The organism is Microcystis sp. M179S2, from assembly GCF_020245805.1.
Lineage (GTDB): Bacteria > Cyanobacteriota > Cyanobacteriia > Cyanobacteriales > Microcystaceae > Microcystis > Microcystis aeruginosa.
This window is the reverse complement of the sequence record NZ_JADBUE010000060.1, coordinates 1-20188: the sequence shown is the minus strand read 5'-3', so window position 1 is coordinate 20188 and position 20188 is coordinate 1. Positions and strand designations below refer to the sequence as shown.

Below are 20188 nucleotides of genomic sequence, written 5' to 3'. Positions count from 1 at the left end.
CGCAATATTTACAAATTCTTAAGAATTAATTGAGAAAGATTTTTATTTAACAACGATGTTATGATGGTTACAGCGATTTTACTGAATTTCATAATGGGTTATTCTGTGCTTTTTTGGACAGCAATGGTTGAAACCCTTGCCACACCTACAAGGTGATCCTAATTAGGACGGGTAAATCAGTCAATTTCACCCACAACGATGATCTTTTTTTTGTGTAGTTTTATTGCAAAAAAAAAGTTTTTTTGACAAAAAGCACAAAGTATGATATGAACCCAACGTATTTCTGGCTGCCAGTAGTTATTGCAGAGTGGGAGTTGTGGAGAAGGGAAAAGGGAGTGCTGGAGCTTTTTTCAGTCAACAGTTAACAAAACGAAAACTTCGCACCTCACCCTTAAGATAACTGCTATAAATAGACTTTTAATAACCAAAGAAAGAAAGGAATAGTCAGAAAACTAGCAAGGGTAGTGACCACAACTGTGCGGGCCATTAAAGCGGCTGAACCACCGAATTCTGTGACTAAAATGACGGTATTAACGGCGGTGGGCATGGCACTCTGTAGGATAAGAATTTTTAGATCCATACCAGTTAATCCTAAACTACTGCCGATCGCAAATGCCAAAAGAGGAGCGACTAAAAGACGCAAACAGGCCCCTAATAATTCTAATTTACCGATCGCTAATTTTTGCTGAGATAATTGAATACCTAGGATAATTAAAGCCAAAGGAATTGCCGCTTGTCCCAGATAGCTAATACTTTTATCTAATTGCAGGGGAAGATGAAAAGAGAAAGTTTGAAAGCTAATGCCGATAAAAATTGACCAGATTAAGGGCAAGCGAAAAACTAGGCGAAATCCTGAAAGAAAGCTTTTTCCTCGCAAATAAGCGGGACTAATACCAAATAAAAGAATACTAGAGCCAATCATATAGATTATCGCTCTTTCCAGTCCGGCCGCACCCAGGGCAAAACTAGCCACAGGTAAACCCATATTACCGTTATTAGGCATCACGGCGGCAGCCATGAGGCTTTTGCGGGTATCAGCATCGAGACTGAGACAATAGGCCATAATTTCGACGACAATCGCCATTACCAGTGAGATAAGAGCAAAGCCTAGGAGAATTAAACCGATATTGCTGCCGGATAAAGTGGTGCGATAGAGTCCATCAATCACCAAAGCGGGGGCAAGAATATACACCGTGATTTGGGAAAGGGAATGCACTTCCACAGTGAGAATTTTTCCTGCTATCACACCGATGAGGATGATAAAACCCACTGGAACAATAGCGGAGAGGATGACAAGCATTAATCAGGTAAAAAGTAAATAGTAAACAGAAAAAAACTGATCTGATTTTTTAACAGATTTCTGTTATATCTTCGTATAAAGATGCGATCGCGCAGTGAAAATCGATACTAGCTAGATAAATATCTGCTCCTTTGCTGTAGGGATAAAGAACCCAGAATCCTTCATCATTGCGACGAAAACAATCCACACTGATGCGTTCTTGACTGATAAGAACGTATTCTTCTAAAGTTTCAAGGGAACGATAGTCGGCAAATTTATCACCCCGGTCAAAGGCAGCCGTAGTGGGGGATAATACTTCTACAATCAAGCGCGGATAACGGATAAAATCTTCCGAGAAAGACCGATTATCTCGCGAGTCGCAAGTGACCACAAGATCGGGATAAAAATAACTATTAGCTATTTCTAGACGAACTTTCATATCTGTGGCATAGACAAGACAACCACTACCCCGCAGCCGGTTTTTTAAAAGTGTGGCTAAGTTGATAATAATCATACCATGGGCTTTACTTGCACCAGCCATGGCGTAGGTTTGACCGCGAATATATTCGTGTTTATCCTTGGCTATTCTCTCCGTTGCTAAATAATCTTCCGGGGAAAGATAGTTATGGTCAAAGTTAGCAATCATTTGGTTAAATCACCTTTATTGTCTCTAAAATCAATTCTAACTCTCGATCGAGGAGCGGTACATTTTCAAAATTTTTCTGACAAACACCTGCAAATTTTGCCGGTTGATCGGCAAATTATTGAGCTAATTGACCTGCTCGGACAATATCTAGTAAAAAAGCCTTATCCCGCCACATAAATCACTTGCGCTGTCCCTAAAATCTCTCGTTGACGAATCCAATTATGACTCTGCTCGATCGATTTTTTCGTTAGCAAATCAACTTTCCGTCCCAATAAATTCTCTAATTCCCGTTTCATCCTCGAAAACTCCAGAAGTCCCCAAGAAACACTATCTTGAAAACTGACCAGTATATCAATATCGCTATCTGGACGAAAATCTTCCCGCAAAACCGATCCGAATAAACACATTTCAGATATCTGCCATTTCTGACAAAATTCGCTGATTATTTGCTGGGGTAGTTCTATTTTCAATTTTTTCACCTCCCTGTCACCGGTAATCAGTGATCGGTTTTCAGATTTAAGGAGAATTATCGCTAACCACACGAAAACCGATATCATAGAGTCCAGCAGTAGCCAGAAATTTGACCCGGTAGGCCGAGCGACATTTGTTAGGGCCATCATTCCAGGAACCCCCCCGTAAAACTCGTCTGTCCCTATCTTCTATTGTGGCTGCTTCGTAGTTATCGCGCCAGTAATCTGCACACCATTCCCTGACATTTCCGTGCAGGTCGTAGAGTCCGAAAGGGTTAGCGACGGCAAACATTCCTACCGGTGTGGTTTCCCTGCGATCGCATCCTAGGGAACCTTCCCCATAACGACCATAACTGCACACTTTGCCGCCATAATCCCAGTCCACCCCGGAATAGTTGGCTAAATCAGTGGAAATTGTCAGGCCAAAGTGGAAGGGGGTTGATGTACCCCCCCGACAAGCGTATTCCCATTCTTTTTCTGCGGGTAAACGATAATTGAGTCCGGTGAGACGGGATAGGCGATCGCAAAATTCCACCGCTTCCCACCAGTTAATTTGTTCTACTGGGCGATCGTAACCTTCAAAATGGGCCGGATAGGGATTAAGTTCAATATTTACTGGTTCTAATTTTGCCACCTCGCGCCATTGTCGTTGGGTAATTGGGTAGCGACTCAGACAAAAGGCCTGAATATTAACCGGAGATTGGGGACTTTGACTCAATTTCCAGCCTAACTCGCTTTTGGGCGCACCGATGAGGTATTGACCGCTAGGGATAGAAATCATTTCTAAAAAGGTTTTTTTGCTTAAAAAATATTTATAACCTCGATTAGTGACTTTTTCCCGTTTAATTTCCTCACCTTTGCCATTAACAGTGACCACTTCATCGGTAAAATCTAACCATTCTCCCATTCTGCACCCCTCTATCGGTTATCGGTTGATCGGGTTAAGCTGCGGGCCTAAAAAAATCCCAAAACCTACCAGTTTAAGAATAACAAGACTTCGATCGCTTATCCCCCGATGAGTTTTAATTTTAATTAATTTTTTGCTTTGACAGCAAATCGGTTTTTAACAGATGGATTGTTTCCCCTCACTTCTCACCTTCCCACTCCCCATATTAATCGCTGGAGTAATTAACAACTTCTGGGACAATCTCTAATTCTTGTTCACCAATTACAGGTAAATGATTTTTCTGTAAACCCATAGCAGTTAAACAAGTATTAAGAGAGTTTATCGCTTGGTTATAATCCTCAATTTTTTGGTGAATTTCTTCCTGTTTGCGGGCATTATTCGCAATTTTTTCCGCTGCTTCCTGTTCTAAAGTTTGTTCTAGATAAGAACGAGCTTGATTGAACTGTTGTAGAATAGTATCCGCTTGTTTTTTTGCCATTGGTATCAATTGATTTTTCAGAGTATTATTAACAGTTTGGCGGAAGTTTTTATGAATTGTTGCTGATACTTTTGGCTCAAAATCTAACTTAAGTAATTGACGGATAGCAGGTTCGGCAGCAAGAATACTTTCACAGTCATAACCTTGGGCAGTTTGTTGCACAGTTTCCCGAAATTGAAAGATCGAAAAAGTGCCTTCGTTGTAAAAATTATGATTTTCTCTTACATAGCGATCACACTCAGTTTTTGCTTCGGAAATCAAGGCATGAATTAACTGCAATTCTAGCTGTTTTAGCTGACTTTCTAGGTGGCCATCATTGCCTAATAAACGATAGATTTGCCGATAATAATCACCTTGTCTTACCGCATCTAAAAGACGCTGACAAAAGCGACTAATTAAACTGGTTGACTCCTCAATTAACACATCTTCTAGCTGGTTAGACAGATAATAAAAAGCTTCCACTAATACTGCTAATAAAGGTGCTGTAGCATTGCGAGGATGAGTTAAAGTCGCTTGCGAGTAAGCATTTTTAACAGAAAAAGTATTTAATAACTCATCCAATCTTGATACCATTCTCGCTTTCAGTTTCTTAAAGTCTTCCTCGAAGTTTTCATCGCTATTAACCACGATAGCATTGACATAACCCTCGATATGTTTAGTTAATTTCTCTCCCACTTCCTTTAACTCTTGATTGAGGTGATTTAACTCCAGAGCTTTCATCGCCTCAATTTCTCGTGGTTGACTTTCTAAATCACTATAAATCCCTTGATAATAATTTTTGAGAGTAATGCAGAGAGATTGTAAATCATCGGCTAAAGTTGCAAACAATTGCGGACGTTTTTCTTCGGTAAGATAACGAGTAATTGCCCTGCGAAATTCTTCGATACCGCTATCAGCAATTAACTGCTCTAGTAAAGGAGTTCCCCACTCGCTTAAAACTCGGAAGTAATTTTTATTAGGAGTTTCATAACCGTGGATGGAAACTTTAAAGGGAGTTGCCAGTAATTTACCGGAGTTGGCACAATAGTTATTAAACTCGCTGACAAATTGCGGTGTTTCTTCTTGTCCTCCTAAATTTTTAACACTTTCGGCAAAGATAGAATCTAACCCATAACGCTGATTAATATTGGTTTGATTTTTCACCTGATACCCATAAAACCCTAAAAGTCCGCTGGTTTTGTAAATGCGGGAAGTATCACGAAATTGCGTTTGAATTAGGTTCTCTAAACGCTGTTTTAGTTGGGCTGAGTACCAGGTTTCATCAATGCGGTTAAAAACATAAAAAACTCGATCACGAATACCAGCATTAGAGCTAATTTTTTCGAGTAATTCCGTTTCTTCTGTGGCTAATTCTCCCGCAGAAGCAGCCTTTAAAACACAAACCACTGCCGAAGTATCAGGATGCTCTATTTTACGATAGGCTAATGCGGCATCTTTTTTGACTGGGGCATCAATACCGGGCAAATCTACCAAAACGTTACCATCTTTAAGGAGAGGATGATGACAGTAATATTCTAGACGTTTTAAGACGGCGCTATTGCTACCACGACGGGCAAAACTTGCCGCTTCTGCTAAATTAGAAAAGTGAAATTGTTCCATGGAATAGGTGGCATTATGCAGCGTATGGATCCGCTCACGATTTTGAGTAAATCCTTCAATTAATAATTTTAAACCCTGAGCTTGTTTAGCTCGCTCGGATTTGCCTTCTCCCCCTTCCTGTTCGATAATTTTTTGACAGTATTGGTTTAACTGACTACAGTATTCGGGGGAATTAATGTTACTGGGATTAGTTAATTGCAGATTTTGACAGACGGTATCGACTAAAGTACGAATTTCTACTTCGCTGAGAAAGGTTAAAACCACTCTTTCCTCATCAGCTTCTGCGTACTCAATATAACATTCTGTACCCGTTGCGTGTCCTTCGGCACTATACAGCAATTCTCGCTCTAAAAGTGCATTGATTAACATTGATTTCCCGGCACTAAAAGCACCGGCAAAAACGATTTCAAATTTGGGAGAAATAACTTTTTGTAGGGCAATTTCTATCTTGCTGGTATCCTGTTGATTGCGGAGAGAGGATTCGCCTTTTAATAGTTCAATTATACTGTTAACATTACCAGCCAGATTACTGCATTGGGGTAAAAGTTCAGTCATGGTAAAACCCAAATCTAGAAGAACAGTGCTATTGTTCCCCAGATTATAACAAAATTCCCTAACTAGATGCCACATCTTTGGTCAGCGATTTAAGCAATCAAAGACAAAGCCATCGTCTTCAATCTAGAATCAGGATTGATTATAATCAATTTAGTACATACAGATTTCCGAGAACCTCCTTAGGTAAAAATTCCCTCCTGAATCCTAGGGTAATGATAATTATGTGGACAAAAATGGCAATAGATAAATTGAGATTAAAAAAAATTCGGCCTATGGGACAGTTGGGATTTTTGTTAGGAACAGTTTTTCTTTTGGGTGGCTGTCATTCTCTGAATGTTATCCAAAATCGTCCCCAACCCTTGCCCCAAGATCAATATATTCAAGTCTATTTTAATTATAATCAAGCCCAGGGTTCAAATTATACCGATCCCTATCGCCAAATTAATCGCCCGGGGGATAATTTAGAACAGGTTATTATTGATCATATCAACTCGGCCAAAAGTTCGATCGATCTAGCGGTGCAAGAGTTACGTTTACCCGCCATCGCTCAAGCTTTAGTTGCTCGTCATCAGCAGGGAATTAAAGTTAGGGTTATTCTCGAAAATATTTACAATAAACCGATTAATAGTTTAGCTAAAAATCAAGAACAATCAAGCGATCGAGAACAGGAACGTTATCAAAACCTTTTTGACTTAGTTGATCTAAATCGAGATGGTAAATTAAGTGCGGAGGAAATCGCCCAAAGAGATGCAATTACTATCCTCAAAAAAGCTGGTATTCCCCTAATTGATGATAGGGCAGATCGCTCAAAAGGTAGCAGTTTAATGCACCATAAATTCATGGTTATTGATAATTACACTACTTTAATCAGTTCAGCTAACTATACCTTAAGTGATATTCATGGAGACTTTTCTAATCCCAAAACTGTCGGGAATGCCAATCACTTATTAGTCATTACTAATCCCCCACTAGCTAGAGTTTTTCAACAAGAATTTAATCTGATGTGGGGAAGGGAAGATCGTCCTAGATTTGGGTTAGATAAACCCCAAAGAAAACCGCAAAAAATTACTATCGGTAATAGTAGTCTGACGGTAAAATTTTCCCCCGATTCTACCACTTATCCCTGGGCAATTACTAGCAATGGTCTCATAGGTGAAACTTTAAATAAAGCTGAAAAATCCGTGAATTTAGCCCTGTTTGTCCTGACGGAACAGCCTTTAGCTAATATTCTCGCCCAACGACATCAAAAAGGGATAGAAATTAAAGCTTTAATTGATCCTAGTTTTGCCTTCCGATACTATAGCGAAGGATTAGATTTATTAGGAGTTGCTCTCAGTAATAAATGTCGTTATGAACCAGATAATCAGCCTTGGCAAAACCCAATTAATACCCTAGGAGTTCCCGCTCTAGCCCGGGGAGATAAATTACACCATAAATTCGGTTTAATCGATGATAAAATTGTGATTACTGGTTCTCATAATTGGTCAGCAGCTGCTAACCACCAAAACGATGAAGCTTTAGTTATTATCGATAATCCCACTGTTGCCGCTCATTTCGAGCGAGAATTTCAAGATCTTTACCGTACCGCTAAATTAGGACTGCCGGAAACTATTAAAAATCGGATCGAACAGGATAGAAAAAACTGCCCCCAATCTGTAACAATTAAAAGCGATCGCTTAATTAATTTAAACACCGCCACCAAAGAAGAATTAGATAGTTTACCCGGTATCAGTGGCAAATTAGCCGAAAAAATTATCGCTGCCCGGCAAGAAAAACCCTTTACTTCCCTAGAAGATTTGGATCGAGTATCGGGAATCGGTCAGGGAAAAATTAGCAAGCTGCAAGGCAAAGTCAGCTGGTAATGATTGCCTCGTCTGTATTTTTTGCCATAGACAAAAACTAGCAATTTTCCCTTGTTACGGCAAGCTAAGTAGGTAGGTGTTAAAAATCGTCAGATACCCCCCTTATTAAGGGGGGATTAAGGGGGGATCGGCACCCCCCTTATCAAGGGGGGCAGGGGGGATCGAACCCAAAATCTATCTTCTATTTAATTATAACCACTTATTTACCACAGACAAAAAAGGGTTATTTTAACGGTTCGGGAATACTATCGGAAGGAGCCTCAAACTGTCCGGTAATAACGTATTCTAGACGCAATTTTAGCCAAGTAATAAACTGTTGATTGAGAGAAACAATCGCCGCTGCCGGTTGGGGAGTTTTCTTTTTGATATCGGCAAAAGCGGGAGCATCTAAAAAAGCTGGATTGGCAATTAACCAAAAATCAATTTCTTGACCTTTTTCTTGATAATTCCTGATTCTTTCCTTCAAAACTTCCTTTTCGATCGCTTCTTCTTCTAAAAACTTTTGACTGGCTACCAAATAATAATAAGTTGTCATCATCTTTCCTTTAATTTTTCAGTGTAATTGTTCGTTAGTCGGGAGATTAGCTGATAGCTGATGGCTTTTACAATTGTCCACGCATAGCCAATTTCATTTCCCTAACAGCCCGTTCCAACCCGACCAAAACCGCACGACTGATAATTGTGTGACCAATGTTCAATTCTTCCATATTGGGCAAACAGGCGACGGCATAAACATTCCAATAGGTCAAACCGTGACCAGCATTCACCCGCAAACCGAGAGAGGAAGCGTATTCACAACCTTCTTTAAGAATTGTTAATTCTGCTTGACGATCGCTCTCCTGTTGTGCTTCGGCGTATTGACCGGTATGGAGTTCAATAAATTTCGCCCCCGTGTTAGCGGCCGCTTGAATTTGGGCAAAATCGGCATCAATAAACCAACTAACGGGGATATTAGCCGCTTGCAGGCGCTCGACAACCCGACAAAAACGGTCAAAATTGCCCAGCATATCGATCCCCCCTTCCGTGGTCACTTCCTGGCGCTTTTCGGGGACAAGGGTGACATAATCGGGTTTAATATCGAGAGCAATGGCGATCATTTCCTCCGTCGGGGCCATTTCCAGATTCAGATGAGTCCGCACCGTTTGCCGGAGAATCCGCACATCGCGATCTTGGATATGACGACGATCCTCGCGCAAGTGAACGGTAATGCCATCAGCACCACCGATTTCGGCCAAAACTGCCGCCGCCACGGGATCCGGTTCCACGGTGCGGCGCGCTTGGCGAATTGTGGCCACATGGTCGATATTGACACCCAAAGTCAGCAAAGTTGAACCTCCTTGTTTGTTAGTCCAACTTTCCATCTTACCATTGCCGTCAAAAGCGATTACATACTGGGGATATTTAAACCACTGGTCAGTTCTTCCATTTTGCTGCGCATGGTTTCCGTGGAGGCACTATAGGCGACTTTCATGGCTTCTAGAATAGACCCAGCCACAATCTCCAGATCTTGGGAGAGGAGAGCCGGATCGATTTCAATCCCCCGGGGTTCTTGGTTGCCACTGAGATAGACTGTCACCAAGCCATTTTCACTCTGGCCGGGAATTTCCATATTTTCCAGTTCTTCTTGCAGAACTTTGGCCCCTTGTTGCACCTGTTGCGCTTTTTGGAAAGCGTCTTGTAATTCTTTAATCTTACCGAGACCGAATCCGAATCCTTGTCCTTGTGCCATGATGTTTTTTTTGTTTAAGGGGTCACTCAAGGTTTTTATTGTACTGCTTAAGGTGAACTGGGGTCAACTTTTGGCCATTTGAGGGCAAAAAGTGATTATTGACAACGATGACTTTCTGACTGGGTTAAGGTTTGAGGGAACTTGTTCTCTCTTCATCCGTCACGGGATGGTCAGAAAGAGAAATCCGAAAAATTATCCTAACCACTCAGTCGATTACCCCACGCCATAATACAATTGTTGCTTTGACGAGGAGAATAGCAATTTTGAACGCCAAAAAAACGGGAATTTTCTTGACAATTGCCCTAAGTTGTGCTTTAGCGGGGAAAGCGGCGATCGCTAATACTTCCCCTTTGGAGGGGACTCGATGGAAACTAAGGGGGTGGACAGCCGGAAGTTTGGTCAAAGAAACGGAAATTACTGCCGCTTTCCAGAAAAATATCCTCAGTGGTTCGGCCGGATGCAACCAGTATAATACCGGCTATCAAGTCAATAATGGCACGTTCCAGATCAACCAAGCGATCGCTACTACCAAAAAAGCTTGTCCGGAACCGCAGATGAAACAAGAAAATCAATATCTGGCCGCCTTGCAAGGAGTGGAACAATTCCAAGTAACAGCTAAAGGCGATTTACAGTTATTTTATCGTACTCCCGAAGGTTTAGGAATCCTCACTTTTACCCCCGCACCGACCACCACGCGCACGGAAAAGACAATTTATATCAATTCTAGGAAACAACCCTGTAGCCAAGGCCCAACCAAAGACTGTTTACAGATGCGAGAAAAACCAGAGGAAAACTGGAGATTGTTCGCCAATAGTATCGAGGGATTTGATTATAAACCAGGATTTTTATATCAAATTAAAGTTAGCGTTGAAACCGTCTCAAATCCAGCTAATAATCAAAATTCGGAAACATGGAAGCTATTAGAAGTTATTAGCCAAACCCCAGAAAAAGAGACTCCGCGAGCTTGGTTTGATCGACCGTTAACTAATTGGAATAAAGCCAAGGCACCTATCCCCAAATCTCCCGTTAAAACCGTGATTGATAACCAGTGTCGTGAACAGGTTCGTCCGGCAATTACTGCCAATGAACAAGCGCTTAATAAAGCAGGATGGTTACTGTACGGGGCCGTGCAAACCTATGGTAAAACTAGCGTTATTTCGGCCATGAGTGGAGTGGATGGAATGTGCCGACCGATGGGTTATCAAGACTTTGTTTTTGTCGATGGTAAATTCGCTGGCACTCTTTCCCCGCGACCGATGGATTCCCGCACTGATGGAGCATCTCAGAGAATTGTTTTACAAAATAGCGATCGAATTATTGTGGTTTTTAATCGCTATAAAGACACGGATCCTCTCTGTTGTCCTTCCCAATTAAGTCGCGTTGTTTATCAAATCGAAACAGTCAGCGGAGTGCCAGTGGTTGTTCCCAAAGAAGCGGAAACAGAAGCGGTGAGAAACTAATTCAGTTATCAGTTATCAGTTATCAGTGAGATAGGGAGATAGGGAGATAGGGAGATAGGGAGAAAAAGACTGGCAGCTAAGTGGGTGGGTGGAATTAAATATAAGATGAACGTAGGTTGGGTTGAAGCATGAAACTCAACGCCCGATTATGTTACGCTACCGCTAACCCATCCTACAAATAATTGTGCCTCCCTACTTAATAGCTTCCTTTTTTATTATATCTCCCGCAAAATTGAGTTTTTAATCGCAGACTTGCTCTTAAAGTCCTTAATTTAAGGATTTTTCCAGAAAAAGATCGCTTTTCTACTGCCAGAAAATAATCTATTTCTTTCTGCTTCTCCTGACTCGGAGAATACTGACTCGGAGACTCCTCACTTAACGGAAGATTTTTAATTTATGCAGCAGGTTTAGTGATTAGGCACTGATACTAGATAAGTAGTTATAGAACTCTAATAACTCCTCGTTAGTTAGCAGTAAACGGGACTTTTTGCCATAGGTAGAAATCAGGTATTCCCGACCTTTTTCTGTAGTCCAAGCTAATCGTTTCATCTCCACATCAATTTTAGTTTTAAGAACTGAATAATCGATTTCTTCGGGAATAACAACAACTGGTTCCGGTTCTGGGGGTTCTTCTTCAGTTAAACTCGCTTCTTCTGGCAATTCTGATAATAAGGAGTAATTATCGGTTTCCGTTTCTAATAATAAAGGCTCTGGTTCCGGTAAAGGAATATCCTGAACTTGGGGTAATTCCGGTTCAATTTTAGCTGGGGGAATATCCTTAACTTGAGGTAATTCCGGTTCAATTTTAGCCGGGGGAATATCCTTAACTTGGGGTAATTCCGGTTCAATTTTAGCTGGGGGAATATCCTTAACTTGGGGTAATTCCGGTTCAATTTTAGCTTCAGGACGAGGTATTTCAGTGACTTTAGGCGTTTTGGTCGATTTTTTGGCACTAGCGACGGGTTTAGGTAAATCTTCTGGTAGAGAAATATTATTGGGGCTGACTTTTTCCACAAGCTGGAGATCGGGGGTGCTTTCAGCCTCTAAAAGCAGTAAAGCTCGTTCTCTGGCTCTATCTTCGGCGATTTCCACCGTATCTGCCGCAGCTAAACCTGTAACGACCGTTTTTCCCTCAATTTCGACGATCGCTTTCACAATATACTTGCCGTGATCGATTTGAACTAACTCACTAATCAGGGCAACTTGGGGGTAACGTTGGCGTAACTTTTGCAACATGGTGACTTTTTCGAGTTCTTTTGTACTTATATTAGAACACTCTATCGTAATTGTGGAAAAATGTAGCAAGTTCTTGCTAAGATCAAAGATTAGATAAAATTTTCAGTCCTAGGATTAGCCTTGCCCACAGCAACAAGATTCTACTAGGCTGAAGCTTCTGCCAGAAAGACTAGCGATCGCCGAAAAGTTTGCCGGTGTTCGCTATTGGCTTATACTAACGAAGGCTTCGATAATTCTCAGGGTAGGTTCGGGGGTTCGATGCTTGGTCAGTTTACCTTCACTGTCACCAGCAGCGATCGCAATTACCCCGACAGAGATAATCTCTCGAGTCAATGGTTTAAATCAATCTTCTCATTATTAAGTATTTAAACTTAATTATTCACGATTCCGTCAGTGTCTTGTAAGTAAGGATTATTGTTAGATGGACTTCTCGATCGCCACACTCCTCTCTCATCTTAGTGATGATAAATTAGCTACGGGTAAACTTCTCGAAAAAAAACTGGGCTGCGAAGACGATCCCGAAAGCTGCGAAAAATTGCAAGTGATTCTCGATGCTTTGGAACGTCTGGGAATGGTTGTCAAAGAACGGGGGCGCTATCGTCGTGTGATCGAGGAAAATGTCGTAGAAGCAAAGCTGCGCTGTTCCAGTAAAGAATTTTGCTTTGCTATCCAAGATATCGAAGATGCTGATGACATCTACGTCTCGAAAAATCATTTAAGTAACGCTTGGAATGGCGATCGAGTTTTAGTCAAAATCATCCGCGAGGGGACCCGTCGTCGTTCCCCAGAAGGAGAGGTGAGATTAATTCTCGAACGGGCTAATCCTTCGCTTCTAGCGCAAGTAAAACAGGAAAATGAGCGGTTTGTGGCGGTTCCCCTGGATGATCGCCTGAAATTTACCCTTAATCTCCTCGAAAACGGTCAAAATCTCCAAGAAAACATCGATCACCTCGTTCATGTTTCCGTCCTCCGTTATCCCCTAGGGGAAATGCCTCCCATCGGTAAAGTTACTCGTGTTCTCGGTTCCACGGCCGAGGCCGCTGCCGACACCGATATCGTCTCCTGTAAACACGATCTACCCCATAATTTTCCGCCAGAAGCCCTCGAAATTGCCGATAATTTAGCGGATTTCTTCGATAGTGGCGAAAAAGAACAACTGCGAGATTTAACCCAATTTTTCACTTTTACCATCGAAGATGACAACCCCCTGGATTATCCCCCGATCATTGAAAATGCCTTTTCTTTAGAGAAAATCAACCAAAATCGCTGGCGAGTCGCCATTCATATCAGCGATGTGGCCCGTTACATTGAACGGGGCGGATTATTGGATAAAGTTGCCAAAAAACGGGGAACTGCCGTCTATTTAGGCGAAAAAGTGCTGCCATTAGTCCCGGCTGCCGTTACCAGTCGTTGTTCCCTGTCACCGCAAGAACAGCGCCCCGCTATTTCTATCCTCGTCACCCTCGATGACAAGGGGGAGCTAGTGGAGTACGAAATCACCCGCAGCCTCATCCAAGTGGATCAACATTTTACCTATCAACAGGTGCGCGATCTGCTCAGTGAAGAAGATAGCGAAGCTGCCCCCACCGATACCGTTGAAACCCTGAAAGATTTATTTTTTAGCGTTTGCCCCACCCTAAAATCCCAACGTCTGCAGCGGGGTAGTTTTGATATTCAATTAGACAAAATCTCTCCCTACAAAGACGAAGGACGGGGGGGGACTGTTCTCGCTTCTAATAATTTACCGGCCCGTTCTTTACTGACAGAAGTGGCAATTTTAGCCGGCAAAGTCGTCGCTGAACATTTGCAAGCTTTACACTTACCCTGTATCTACTGTGGACAATCGGAACCGGATTGGGATGAATTGGAGGATTTACTCAAATTAGCCAATAATTTAGGGGCAGAATTAAATTTAACTGCCGAGGAGGAGATTAAACCCAATGACTATCAAAATCTCACCCGCACTTTTTCCGCTTCCTCATCGGTGAAAGTCCTCAATTATCTGCTGCAAGAAACTCTCAAATTAGTTAGATATAGTAGTCATCCTCTGCCCCATTTTGGTTTGGCCTATCCTAGCAATTATACCCACTGTCTCTCACCCCTACAAAGATATGCCGATCTTTGGGTACAACGGGTGTTAAAACTCCTATTAACCGAGGGGAAAGATCGCCGCAGCAAAATCGTCAAAGTCGGGGTTAATTTGGGCAGTAATAGCTGTCATGGACAGATTCATTGGAATATTCTACCGAGCCAAATTCAGGAGGAGTTAGAAGAAGAAAGCCACCTCATTGTTTCCCATCTCAATGATCGCTCAAAAATTGCCGAAGATGCGGAAAAAGACCTAGAAGGATTGAAAAAAGCCGAGAAAATGAAAGAAAAAATGGGTCAAGTTTTTCGCGGCTTAATTACTGGTGTACAATCCTATGGTTTCTTCGTGGAAATTTCCGATTTATTAGTGGAAGGGTTGGTCCATGTTTCTTCTCTCAAGGATGATTGGTATGAATATCGCGCCCGTCATAGCTGTTTGGTAGGACGGAAAAATCGCGTTGCCTATCGTCTCGGTGATGAGGTAGAAGTGGAGATAAAAGATGTAGACTATTATCGTCAGCAAATCGATCTAGTTACGGTTAGCGGTGGCAGTTCAGCAAGTTATGACGACTTAGAAGAAGATTAATTATGAATCAATTAACCACCGAAAAAATCGGGAAAACCCGCTTTATTCTGCCCTTTTTATGCGGTATTTTTCTCTTTTTAACTGGCTGTGTCCGTTACGATGTGGGCATTAATTTTCCCCACCAACACCACGGGGAAATTATTCAACATATCACCCTCGGACAACGTTTAACCAGTCTCAGTCAAACCGAAGCCACTAAATGGTTAAATAGTATCGAACAGAGGGCAAAATTACTTAAGGGGAAAACCGATCATATTTCCGAACGAGAAATAATTGTCACTATTCCCTTTAGTAATAGTCAGGAATTAGAGGAAAAATTCAATCAATTTTTTGATCCTAGTTCTTCCTTTAAAATCAAAAATTCCGCTAATACTGATGATATAAAGTTACTGCAACTGGATTCAAAACTGGCAGTTACAGAACAAGATTGGTTCTTTTTGACCCAGAAAAACTTAAAATTAACCGTTGATTTGCGGGCTTTGGGTGTACTTTCCGAACAGGGAAATATTATCATTAGCCCCGGTTCCTTAGTTGATATCGACTTCGCTTTAAAGACTCCCTTAGCCGGTCAAAATATTGAAGATGACTCAGGATTAAATCCCCCAGTAGAACAAGTTGACAATCAGTTAATTTGGCATTTAAAACCGGGAGAAATTAACACCATTGCGGCAGCTTTTTGGGTTCCTAACTATTTAGGTATCGGCACAATAGTTATTGTTTTAATAACAGGTTTTGCCTATTACTTGAAATATAAACGCTTGCCCGGTGTATCCCCATCGACTTAAATTGAGAGGGCAACTATTGACCGGGATTTAATGATCAATGAGGGGAAAATTAGCCAACTCTAAAACTGATCTAAAAATTGGACCGCAATAGGGAAAATCTTGGCTAGGATCAAATCATAGTCACAATTGAGACTAGACGGGTTTCCCTTTTTTACTTTATTACTGGCAATTACAGTTATGGTTAGCAATATTCCCTTTTCTATCCCCGAACATAGCCTCGATCGAGATTGTACCACCCTCTCCCGTCACGTCCTGCAACAACTACAAAGCTTTTCCTCCGACGCGCAGGATTTAAGCGCAATTATGAGTCGGATTGCCCTAGCGGGGAAATTAATTGCCCGTCGTCTCAGTAAAGCGGGATTAATGGCGGATGTGCTAGGTTTTACTGGAGAAACCAACGTCCAAGGGGAATCAGTCAAGAAAATGGACGTTTTTGCCAATGAAGTATTTATCTCGGTTTTTAAGCAAAGTGGTTTAGTTTGCCGTCTTGCTTCCGAGGAAATGGATAAACCCTATTATATCCCAGAAAACTGTCCCATCGGTCGCTATACCCTACTCTACGACCCGATCGATGGTTCTTCCAATGTGGATATTAACCTAAATGTGGGTTCGATTTTTGCCATCCGTCAACAGGAAGACAATGATTTAGACGGAGAGGCGCGGGATTTACTGCAAAATGGTCGTCAACAAATCGCCGCCGGTTATATTCTCTACGGACCCTCGACTATCTTAGTTTACTCGATCGGTCGCGGTGTTCATGCCTTTGTCCTTGACCCCAGTTTAGGGGAATTTATCCTTGCCCAAGAGAATATTATTATCCCCGATCACGGTCCGATTTATAGTACCAATGAGGGCAATTTTTGGCAGTGGGATGAGGCAATTCGCGACTATACTCGTTATGTCCACCGTCATGATGGTTACACGGCCCGTTACAGTGGGGCATTAGTGGGAGATATCCATCGAATTTTAATGCAGGGTGGAGTTTTTCTCTATCCGGGTACTGTTAAAAATCCCCAGGGAAAATTGCGCTTAATTTATGAAACTGCACCCCTTGCTTTTTTAATTGAACAGGCAGGAGGTAAAGCTAGTGATGGGGTGACAAATCTTTTAGATATCGTTCCCGATAAATTACACACACGCACACCTTTAGTGATCGGTAGTGTCGAAGATGTTAAATTGGTGGAGTCTTTTATCGCTGATCGCCGTCATCGCGATCGAGTTTAACTTATAGTTTTATTTAGCGATTAGGAAGCCAGATATTTTCACTATTTTCTAACTGTTTTACGGTTTTATATCTAGTCTATCAGCAGTCAGCATATCCCTCACCACTCTCCCCGATATGGAAATTCAACGGGTCATCTTAAATAACATCGGGCTATTTGAAAAGCTGGAAATTTCCTTGGCGCCTACAGAGCAAAACCCAAGCAACATTACCGTTTTTGTTGGTAATAACGGGGCGGGTAAAACTGCTATACTAAAAGCATTAGCAACTTCTCTTAGTTGGTTTACTGCTCGTTTACTTACAGAAAAAGGGAGTGGTAACCCTATTTCTGAAGATGCCATATTTAATACTGCTAATGCTGGCAGCATTGAAATCGAAGTCTGGGATTCCTCCAAATCATTAAACAATCCTGATCAAAGCGATATTGACCATTATTTCAGATGGATTCTTGCCAAAAGTAGAAAAGGACGTAAAGCCCAATATAATAGCAACCTTAATGACTGTACGCGCTTGGCCAATCGTTATCGTGATGCCCTCACCCATGATGACAAAACTAGCCTACCCCTAATTGCGTTTTATCCTGTCGAGCGTGTCGTACTCGATATTCCACTAAAAATTAGGACTAAGCATACCTTTTTGCAATTGGACGGTTATGATAACTCCTTAAGTCAGGGCGTTGACTTTCGCCGCTTTTTTGAATGGTTCCGAGAACGGGAAGATACCGAAAATGAATCAGGAGTTCCTGAAGACGTTCTCAACCAACTAAGACCAATAATGGCTGAAACCAATCAAGACGTATGGCAATGGTTAAACGAACGCAATGCCTCCGCTAAAGATCGGCAATTAACAGCAGTTCGCACCGCCATTGGCCGATTTATGCCCCATATGGATAACCTTAGAGTCCGTCGTAAACCTCGTCTCTACATGGCAGTGGACAAAAATGGTGAAACCCTCAACCTAGCCCAACTTTCACAAGGCGAAAAATCCCTAATGGCTCTTGTTGGTGATATTGCCCGCCGTCTAGCCATGCTGAACCCTGCCTTAGAAAATCCTTTAGCAGGTGATGGTATCGTTTTGATTGATGAAGTCGATTTGCATTTACATCCCTCTTGGCAACGTCGCCTCTGCGAGCGCCTGACCGAAACTTTCCCAAATTGTCAGTTTGTGCTGACAACCCATTCACCTCTAGTGATCAGTGATTGTAAAAATGTTTTGATCTACACTTTAGCTAATGGCGAATTGCGACAGTTACCATCTCAATATGGGCAAGATGCTAATACTGTCTTATTAGATGTCATGAATACCAGCATTCGTAATGAGAAAATTGATACTGAATTGAACGATCTGCTAGATGCCATACAAGATTCAAAGCTAACCGAGGCTCAACAATTGCTGGCAGAATTAAGTGAGGAACTACCTGCCAATCATCTCGAATTGGTCAAAGCAAAACTACTGCTCCGTAAACAAGAATTGCGTCATGGGAACCATTAGTAAAGGGGCTGAACCTTATGCAAACCATTAGTAAAGGGGCTGAACCTTGTTGTTTAACAGCTTGGAAGAGGAAGAACCCTCATGGGGCATACGATGATTTAGATAAAACAGAAGAGGGGAAAGTCGTTCGGACCAAGATTCGAGACTATGCTCTTAATGAGCAGTTTTATCTTTGTGCCTATTGCTGCCAGCGAATCGAAAAAATTAATGCTTGCCATAATGAGCATTTAGAAGCTCAAAAGCTAAATCCTAAACGTACGCTCGACTTTTCAAATATTGTTGCTAGTTGTAATACCCCCAATCAATGCGGTGATGCACATAAATCTCAACACCTACCCCTAACTCCCCTGATGACAGAATGTGAAACAGAACTACGATTCAAAATTAGTGGACGGGTAGAAGGATTGAGCGATCGGGCAGCTGACACGATTCGAGTTTTAAATTTGGGTGACGATGAAAAAAATAACCGTGCTTTGATCGAAAAACGGAAGCAGTTGTCTAATGCTTTATTATGGGCAAATGATATAAATCCAGATGACGGCTTAGAGGATGATGAAATATTAAATATATTAATCAGTGACCTATCACAACCTCAGCAAGATCAGATGGAACCTTTCACTCCAGTAGTAATTAATATCTTGAGAAGTTGGCTCCAGGCTTAAGAGCAACCCTCTTGATAAATCTGACTCTTCGTTACTTGGTATGGTTCGATAGGGGGGCATAAATCGACTAAATCCTTATCTGGAAAGAGACTTAATTGATTAGTTCGCTCTAGATCGAAAACAATTGGCAAAAATCACAGCAAGGTCTGTCTCTATAAGGAATGAAACCCTTATAGAGACAGACCTTGCATAAGACAACCCGAAAATCCTACACCATGAATACTCTAATGATCGTGCGGTGCGCCAAACCCAACGGTTAAGGTGTTACCCATTGGATCATAATAAACGTTTACTTCTGCCATTTTTGTCTGATTAATTATAAGGTTTTAATGATTGGGTAGGAGCGAATTTTTTGGTCAACTGTAATAATGATTAAATCATTTTGCATTGCTTGACAAATTAGCAGTCTATCAAAGGGATCACGATGCAAGGGAGGTAATTTCATTAAATAGGCGATGCTTTCTTCATCAATCGTTAAACTCGCTATTTGATGGCGATCGCGTTGTTTGGGCAGATAAACTTCTGGTGATTCTGGCAAGGGAAGTTTACCTAATTGATATTTAATAATGGCTTCCCAGATGGAGGCTACACTCAAATATACGCTATTTTTAGCGTCTTTAATGGCATCACAAAAATCTTGTGAAAGTTGAGTATCTCCATTCAGAAACCAGAGAAAGATATGAGTATCGAGTAAAAGTCGCATGATTTTTATAAAGGGTTTTCAAAGTCCTGTAGGATTTCATCGGGTAAGGGATCGTCAAAGTCAGCAGGAACGGTAAATTCTCCTTGACAGAGGGCGTAGGGTCTAGGGGTTTTTGGCTCTTTTTGTTGATTCCTTCTGGCTTGGGTAAATAATAAAAAGTCAAGCAGTTCTTCAACAATTTCTTCGGAGATTTGAGATATTTCTTGGATCAGTCTTTCTCTAGTTGTCATTAGGTTTGCTCCTTTTAAGGTTGAATATTTAAGATTTGACGTTGTTGATTATTAAGGCGATCGAGTTCTTGCTTAAGGGTTTCTTTTGTTATCGTTGGCATTCAATTTTTCTTGGCGGTCTAATTGCGGGAAATAGCTCTTTTGACATACCCCACGCCGTAAACGGACGTGGATTCTTCTAGCATCACTGCTGTGAATTT

20 protein-coding genes are annotated in these 20188 nt (G+C 41.6%); 8 read left to right on the top strand and 12 right to left on the bottom strand.

The window, feature by feature from the left end:
* Positions 1-403 precede the first annotated feature (403 nt).
* Together IM500_RS03375 and IM500_RS03370 are read right to left on the bottom strand one after the other, a co-directional pair.
* Entirely contained in the window at positions 404-1300 is an 897-nt protein-coding gene (locus IM500_RS03375; protein WP_190722160.1) for an AEC family transporter, read from the bottom strand.
* Positions 1301-1349: 49 nt separating this feature from the next.
* Positions 1350-1925, bottom strand: coding sequence for a Uma2 family endonuclease (locus tag IM500_RS03370; protein ID WP_190722159.1), 576 nt, complete (start codon positions 1923-1925; stop codon positions 1350-1352).
* Between IM500_RS03370 and IM500_RS03365 the strand changes: the two genes are divergently transcribed.
* The gene (locus tag IM500_RS03365; protein ID WP_147068682.1) at positions 1905-2102 is read left to right on the top strand and encodes a hypothetical protein; all 198 of its coding nucleotides are present in this window, start codon (positions 1905-1907) and stop codon (positions 2100-2102) included. The genes IM500_RS03370 and IM500_RS03365 overlap by 21 nt on opposite strands.
* On the opposite strand, the gene IM500_RS03360 is transcribed toward IM500_RS03365, so the two are convergent.
* The 3 genes from IM500_RS03360 to IM500_RS03350 form a co-directional block, all read right to left on the bottom strand.
* Positions 2087-2482, bottom strand: coding sequence for a nucleotidyltransferase family protein (locus IM500_RS03360; protein ID WP_002761398.1), 396 nt, complete (start codon positions 2480-2482; stop codon positions 2087-2089). The two genes, IM500_RS03365 and IM500_RS03360, sit on opposite strands and share 16 nt — an antisense overlap.
* Entirely contained in the window at positions 2442-3302 is an 861-nt protein-coding gene (locus IM500_RS03355) for a formylglycine-generating enzyme family protein (protein WP_002761399.1), read from the bottom strand. Before IM500_RS03355 ends, IM500_RS03360 begins: the two co-directional genes overlap by 41 nt.
* A gap of 205 nt (positions 3303-3507) precedes the next feature.
* Complete coding sequence (locus tag IM500_RS03350) at positions 3508-5934, bottom strand: dynamin family protein (RefSeq protein WP_190722170.1); 2427 nt, start codon at positions 5932-5934, stop codon at positions 3508-3510.
* 221 nt (positions 5935-6155) lie between these two features.
* Here IM500_RS03350 and IM500_RS03345 point away from each other — a divergent pair, with 221 nt between their 5' ends.
* Positions 6156-7796, top strand: a complete 1641-nt coding sequence (locus IM500_RS03345; protein WP_287737693.1) for a DUF655 domain-containing protein — start codon at positions 6156-6158, stop codon at positions 7794-7796.
* Positions 7797-8019: 223 nt separating this feature from the next.
* On the opposite strand, the gene IM500_RS03340 is transcribed toward IM500_RS03345, so the two are convergent.
* The 3 genes from IM500_RS03340 to IM500_RS03330 form a co-directional block, all read right to left on the bottom strand.
* Complete coding sequence (locus tag IM500_RS03340) at positions 8020-8331, bottom strand: MgPME-cyclase complex family protein (RefSeq protein WP_045358973.1); 312 nt, start codon at positions 8329-8331, stop codon at positions 8020-8022.
* A gap of 67 nt (positions 8332-8398) precedes the next feature.
* Positions 8399-9121, bottom strand: coding sequence for a pyridoxine 5'-phosphate synthase (locus IM500_RS03335; protein ID WP_287731507.1), 723 nt, complete (start codon positions 9119-9121; stop codon positions 8399-8401).
* Between the two features lie 59 nt (positions 9122-9180).
* A complete protein-coding gene (locus tag IM500_RS03330) occupies positions 9181-9525 on the bottom strand; it encodes a YbaB/EbfC family nucleoid-associated protein (RefSeq protein ID WP_002761406.1) in 345 nt (114 codons plus the stop codon).
* A 263-nt stretch (positions 9526-9788) separates the two neighbouring features.
* Between IM500_RS03330 and IM500_RS03325 the strand changes: the two genes are divergently transcribed.
* A complete protein-coding gene (locus IM500_RS03325; RefSeq protein WP_287737691.1) occupies positions 9789-10985 on the top strand; it encodes a DUF4377 domain-containing protein in 1197 nt (398 codons plus the stop codon).
* A 414-nt stretch (positions 10986-11399) separates the two neighbouring features.
* On the opposite strand, the gene IM500_RS03320 is transcribed toward IM500_RS03325, so the two are convergent.
* Both IM500_RS03320 and IM500_RS03315 read right to left on the bottom strand, forming a co-directional pair.
* The gene (locus IM500_RS03320; RefSeq protein WP_287737689.1) at positions 11400-12221 is read right to left on the bottom strand and encodes a slr1353 family protein; all 822 of its coding nucleotides are present in this window, start codon (positions 12219-12221) and stop codon (positions 11400-11402) included.
* A gap of 201 nt (positions 12222-12422) precedes the next feature.
* Entirely contained in the window at positions 12423-12554 is a 132-nt protein-coding gene (locus IM500_RS03315) for a hypothetical protein (protein ID WP_256378312.1), read from the bottom strand.
* 88 nt (positions 12555-12642) lie between these two features.
* Between IM500_RS03315 and IM500_RS03310 the strand changes: the two genes are divergently transcribed.
* The 5 genes from IM500_RS03310 (at position 12643) to IM500_RS03290 (ending at position 19055) form a co-directional block, all read left to right on the top strand.
* Positions 12643-14895 carry a ribonuclease R family protein gene (locus tag IM500_RS03310; RefSeq protein WP_287737687.1) on the top strand — a complete coding sequence of 751 codons (2253 nt, stop codon included), beginning with the start codon at positions 12643-12645 and terminating at the stop codon, positions 14893-14895.
* A 2-nt stretch (positions 14896-14897) separates the two neighbouring features.
* Entirely contained in the window at positions 14898-15680 is a 783-nt protein-coding gene (locus tag IM500_RS03305) for a DUF3153 domain-containing protein (protein ID WP_190722155.1), read from the top strand.
* Positions 15681-15857: 177 nt separating this feature from the next.
* Positions 15858-16904, top strand: a complete 1047-nt coding sequence (gene fbp / locus IM500_RS03300) for a class 1 fructose-bisphosphatase (RefSeq protein ID WP_190722154.1) — start codon at positions 15858-15860, stop codon at positions 16902-16904.
* Between the two features lie 115 nt (positions 16905-17019).
* Positions 17020-18393 carry an AAA family ATPase gene (locus IM500_RS03295; RefSeq protein ID WP_287737686.1) on the top strand — a complete coding sequence of 458 codons (1374 nt, stop codon included), beginning with the start codon at positions 17020-17022 and terminating at the stop codon, positions 18391-18393.
* Between the two features lie 17 nt (positions 18394-18410).
* Positions 18411-19055 (top strand): HNH endonuclease family protein, encoded by a 645-nt coding sequence (locus IM500_RS03290; protein ID WP_287737685.1) that lies wholly within the window; start codon positions 18411-18413, stop codon positions 19053-19055.
* Between the two features lie 316 nt (positions 19056-19371).
* Here the strand turns inward: IM500_RS03290 and IM500_RS03285 are convergent, their stop codons facing one another.
* Together IM500_RS03285 and IM500_RS03280 are read right to left on the bottom strand one after the other, a co-directional pair.
* Positions 19372-19758, bottom strand: a complete 387-nt coding sequence (locus tag IM500_RS03285) for a type II toxin-antitoxin system VapC family toxin (RefSeq protein WP_287737684.1) — start codon at positions 19756-19758, stop codon at positions 19372-19374.
* Positions 19759-19763: 5 nt separating this feature from the next.
* A complete protein-coding gene (locus tag IM500_RS03280; RefSeq protein ID WP_002796731.1) occupies positions 19764-19988 on the bottom strand; it encodes a DUF2281 domain-containing protein in 225 nt (74 codons plus the stop codon).
* Positions 19989-20188: the final 200 nt, after the last annotated feature.

Bases quoted from the DNA above. Each gene is read 5' to 3' on its own strand.
- IM500_RS03375 (WP_190722160.1), bottom strand. From the start codon at position 1,300: ATGCTTGTCATCCTCTCCGCTATTGTTCCAGTGGGTTTTATCATCCTC.
- IM500_RS03365 (WP_147068682.1), top strand. From the start codon at position 1,905: ATGGTCAAAGTTAGCAATCATTTGGTTAAATCACCTTTATTGTCTCTA.
- IM500_RS03370 (WP_190722159.1), bottom strand. From the start codon at position 1,925: ATGATTGCTAACTTTGACCATAACTATCTTTCCCCGGAAGATTATTTA.
- IM500_RS03360 (WP_002761398.1), bottom strand. From the start codon at position 2,482: ATGATATCGGTTTTCGTGTGGTTAGCGATAATTCTCCTTAAATCTGAA.
- IM500_RS03355 (WP_002761399.1), bottom strand. From the start codon at position 3,302: ATGGGAGAATGGTTAGATTTTACCGATGAAGTGGTCACTGTTAATGGC.
- IM500_RS03350 (WP_190722170.1), bottom strand. From the start codon at position 5,934: ATGACTGAACTTTTACCCCAATGCAGTAATCTGGCTGGTAATGTTAAC.
- IM500_RS03345 (WP_287737693.1), top strand. From the start codon at position 6,156: ATGTGGACAAAAATGGCAATAGATAAATTGAGATTAAAAAAAATTCGG.
- IM500_RS03340 (WP_045358973.1), bottom strand. From the start codon at position 8,331: ATGACAACTTATTATTATTTGGTAGCCAGTCAAAAGTTTTTAGAAGAA.
- IM500_RS03330 (WP_002761406.1), bottom strand. From the start codon at position 9,525: ATGGCACAAGGACAAGGATTCGGATTCGGTCTCGGTAAGATTAAAGAA.
- IM500_RS03320 (WP_287737689.1), bottom strand. From the start codon at position 12,221: ATGTTGCAAAAGTTACGCCAACGTTACCCCCAAGTTGCCCTGATTAGT.
- IM500_RS03310 (WP_287737687.1), top strand. From the start codon at position 12,643: ATGGACTTCTCGATCGCCACACTCCTCTCTCATCTTAGTGATGATAAA.
- IM500_RS03305 (WP_190722155.1), top strand. From the start codon at position 14,898: ATGAATCAATTAACCACCGAAAAAATCGGGAAAACCCGCTTTATTCTG.
- fbp (WP_190722154.1), top strand. From the start codon at position 15,858: ATGGTTAGCAATATTCCCTTTTCTATCCCCGAACATAGCCTCGATCGA.
- IM500_RS03295 (WP_287737686.1), top strand. From the start codon at position 17,020: ATGGAAATTCAACGGGTCATCTTAAATAACATCGGGCTATTTGAAAAG.
- IM500_RS03290 (WP_287737685.1), top strand. From the start codon at position 18,411: ATGCAAACCATTAGTAAAGGGGCTGAACCTTGTTGTTTAACAGCTTGG.
- IM500_RS03285 (WP_287737684.1), bottom strand. From the start codon at position 19,758: ATGCGACTTTTACTCGATACTCATATCTTTCTCTGGTTTCTGAATGGA.
- IM500_RS03280 (WP_002796731.1), bottom strand. From the start codon at position 19,988: ATGACAACTAGAGAAAGACTGATCCAAGAAATATCTCAAATCTCCGAA.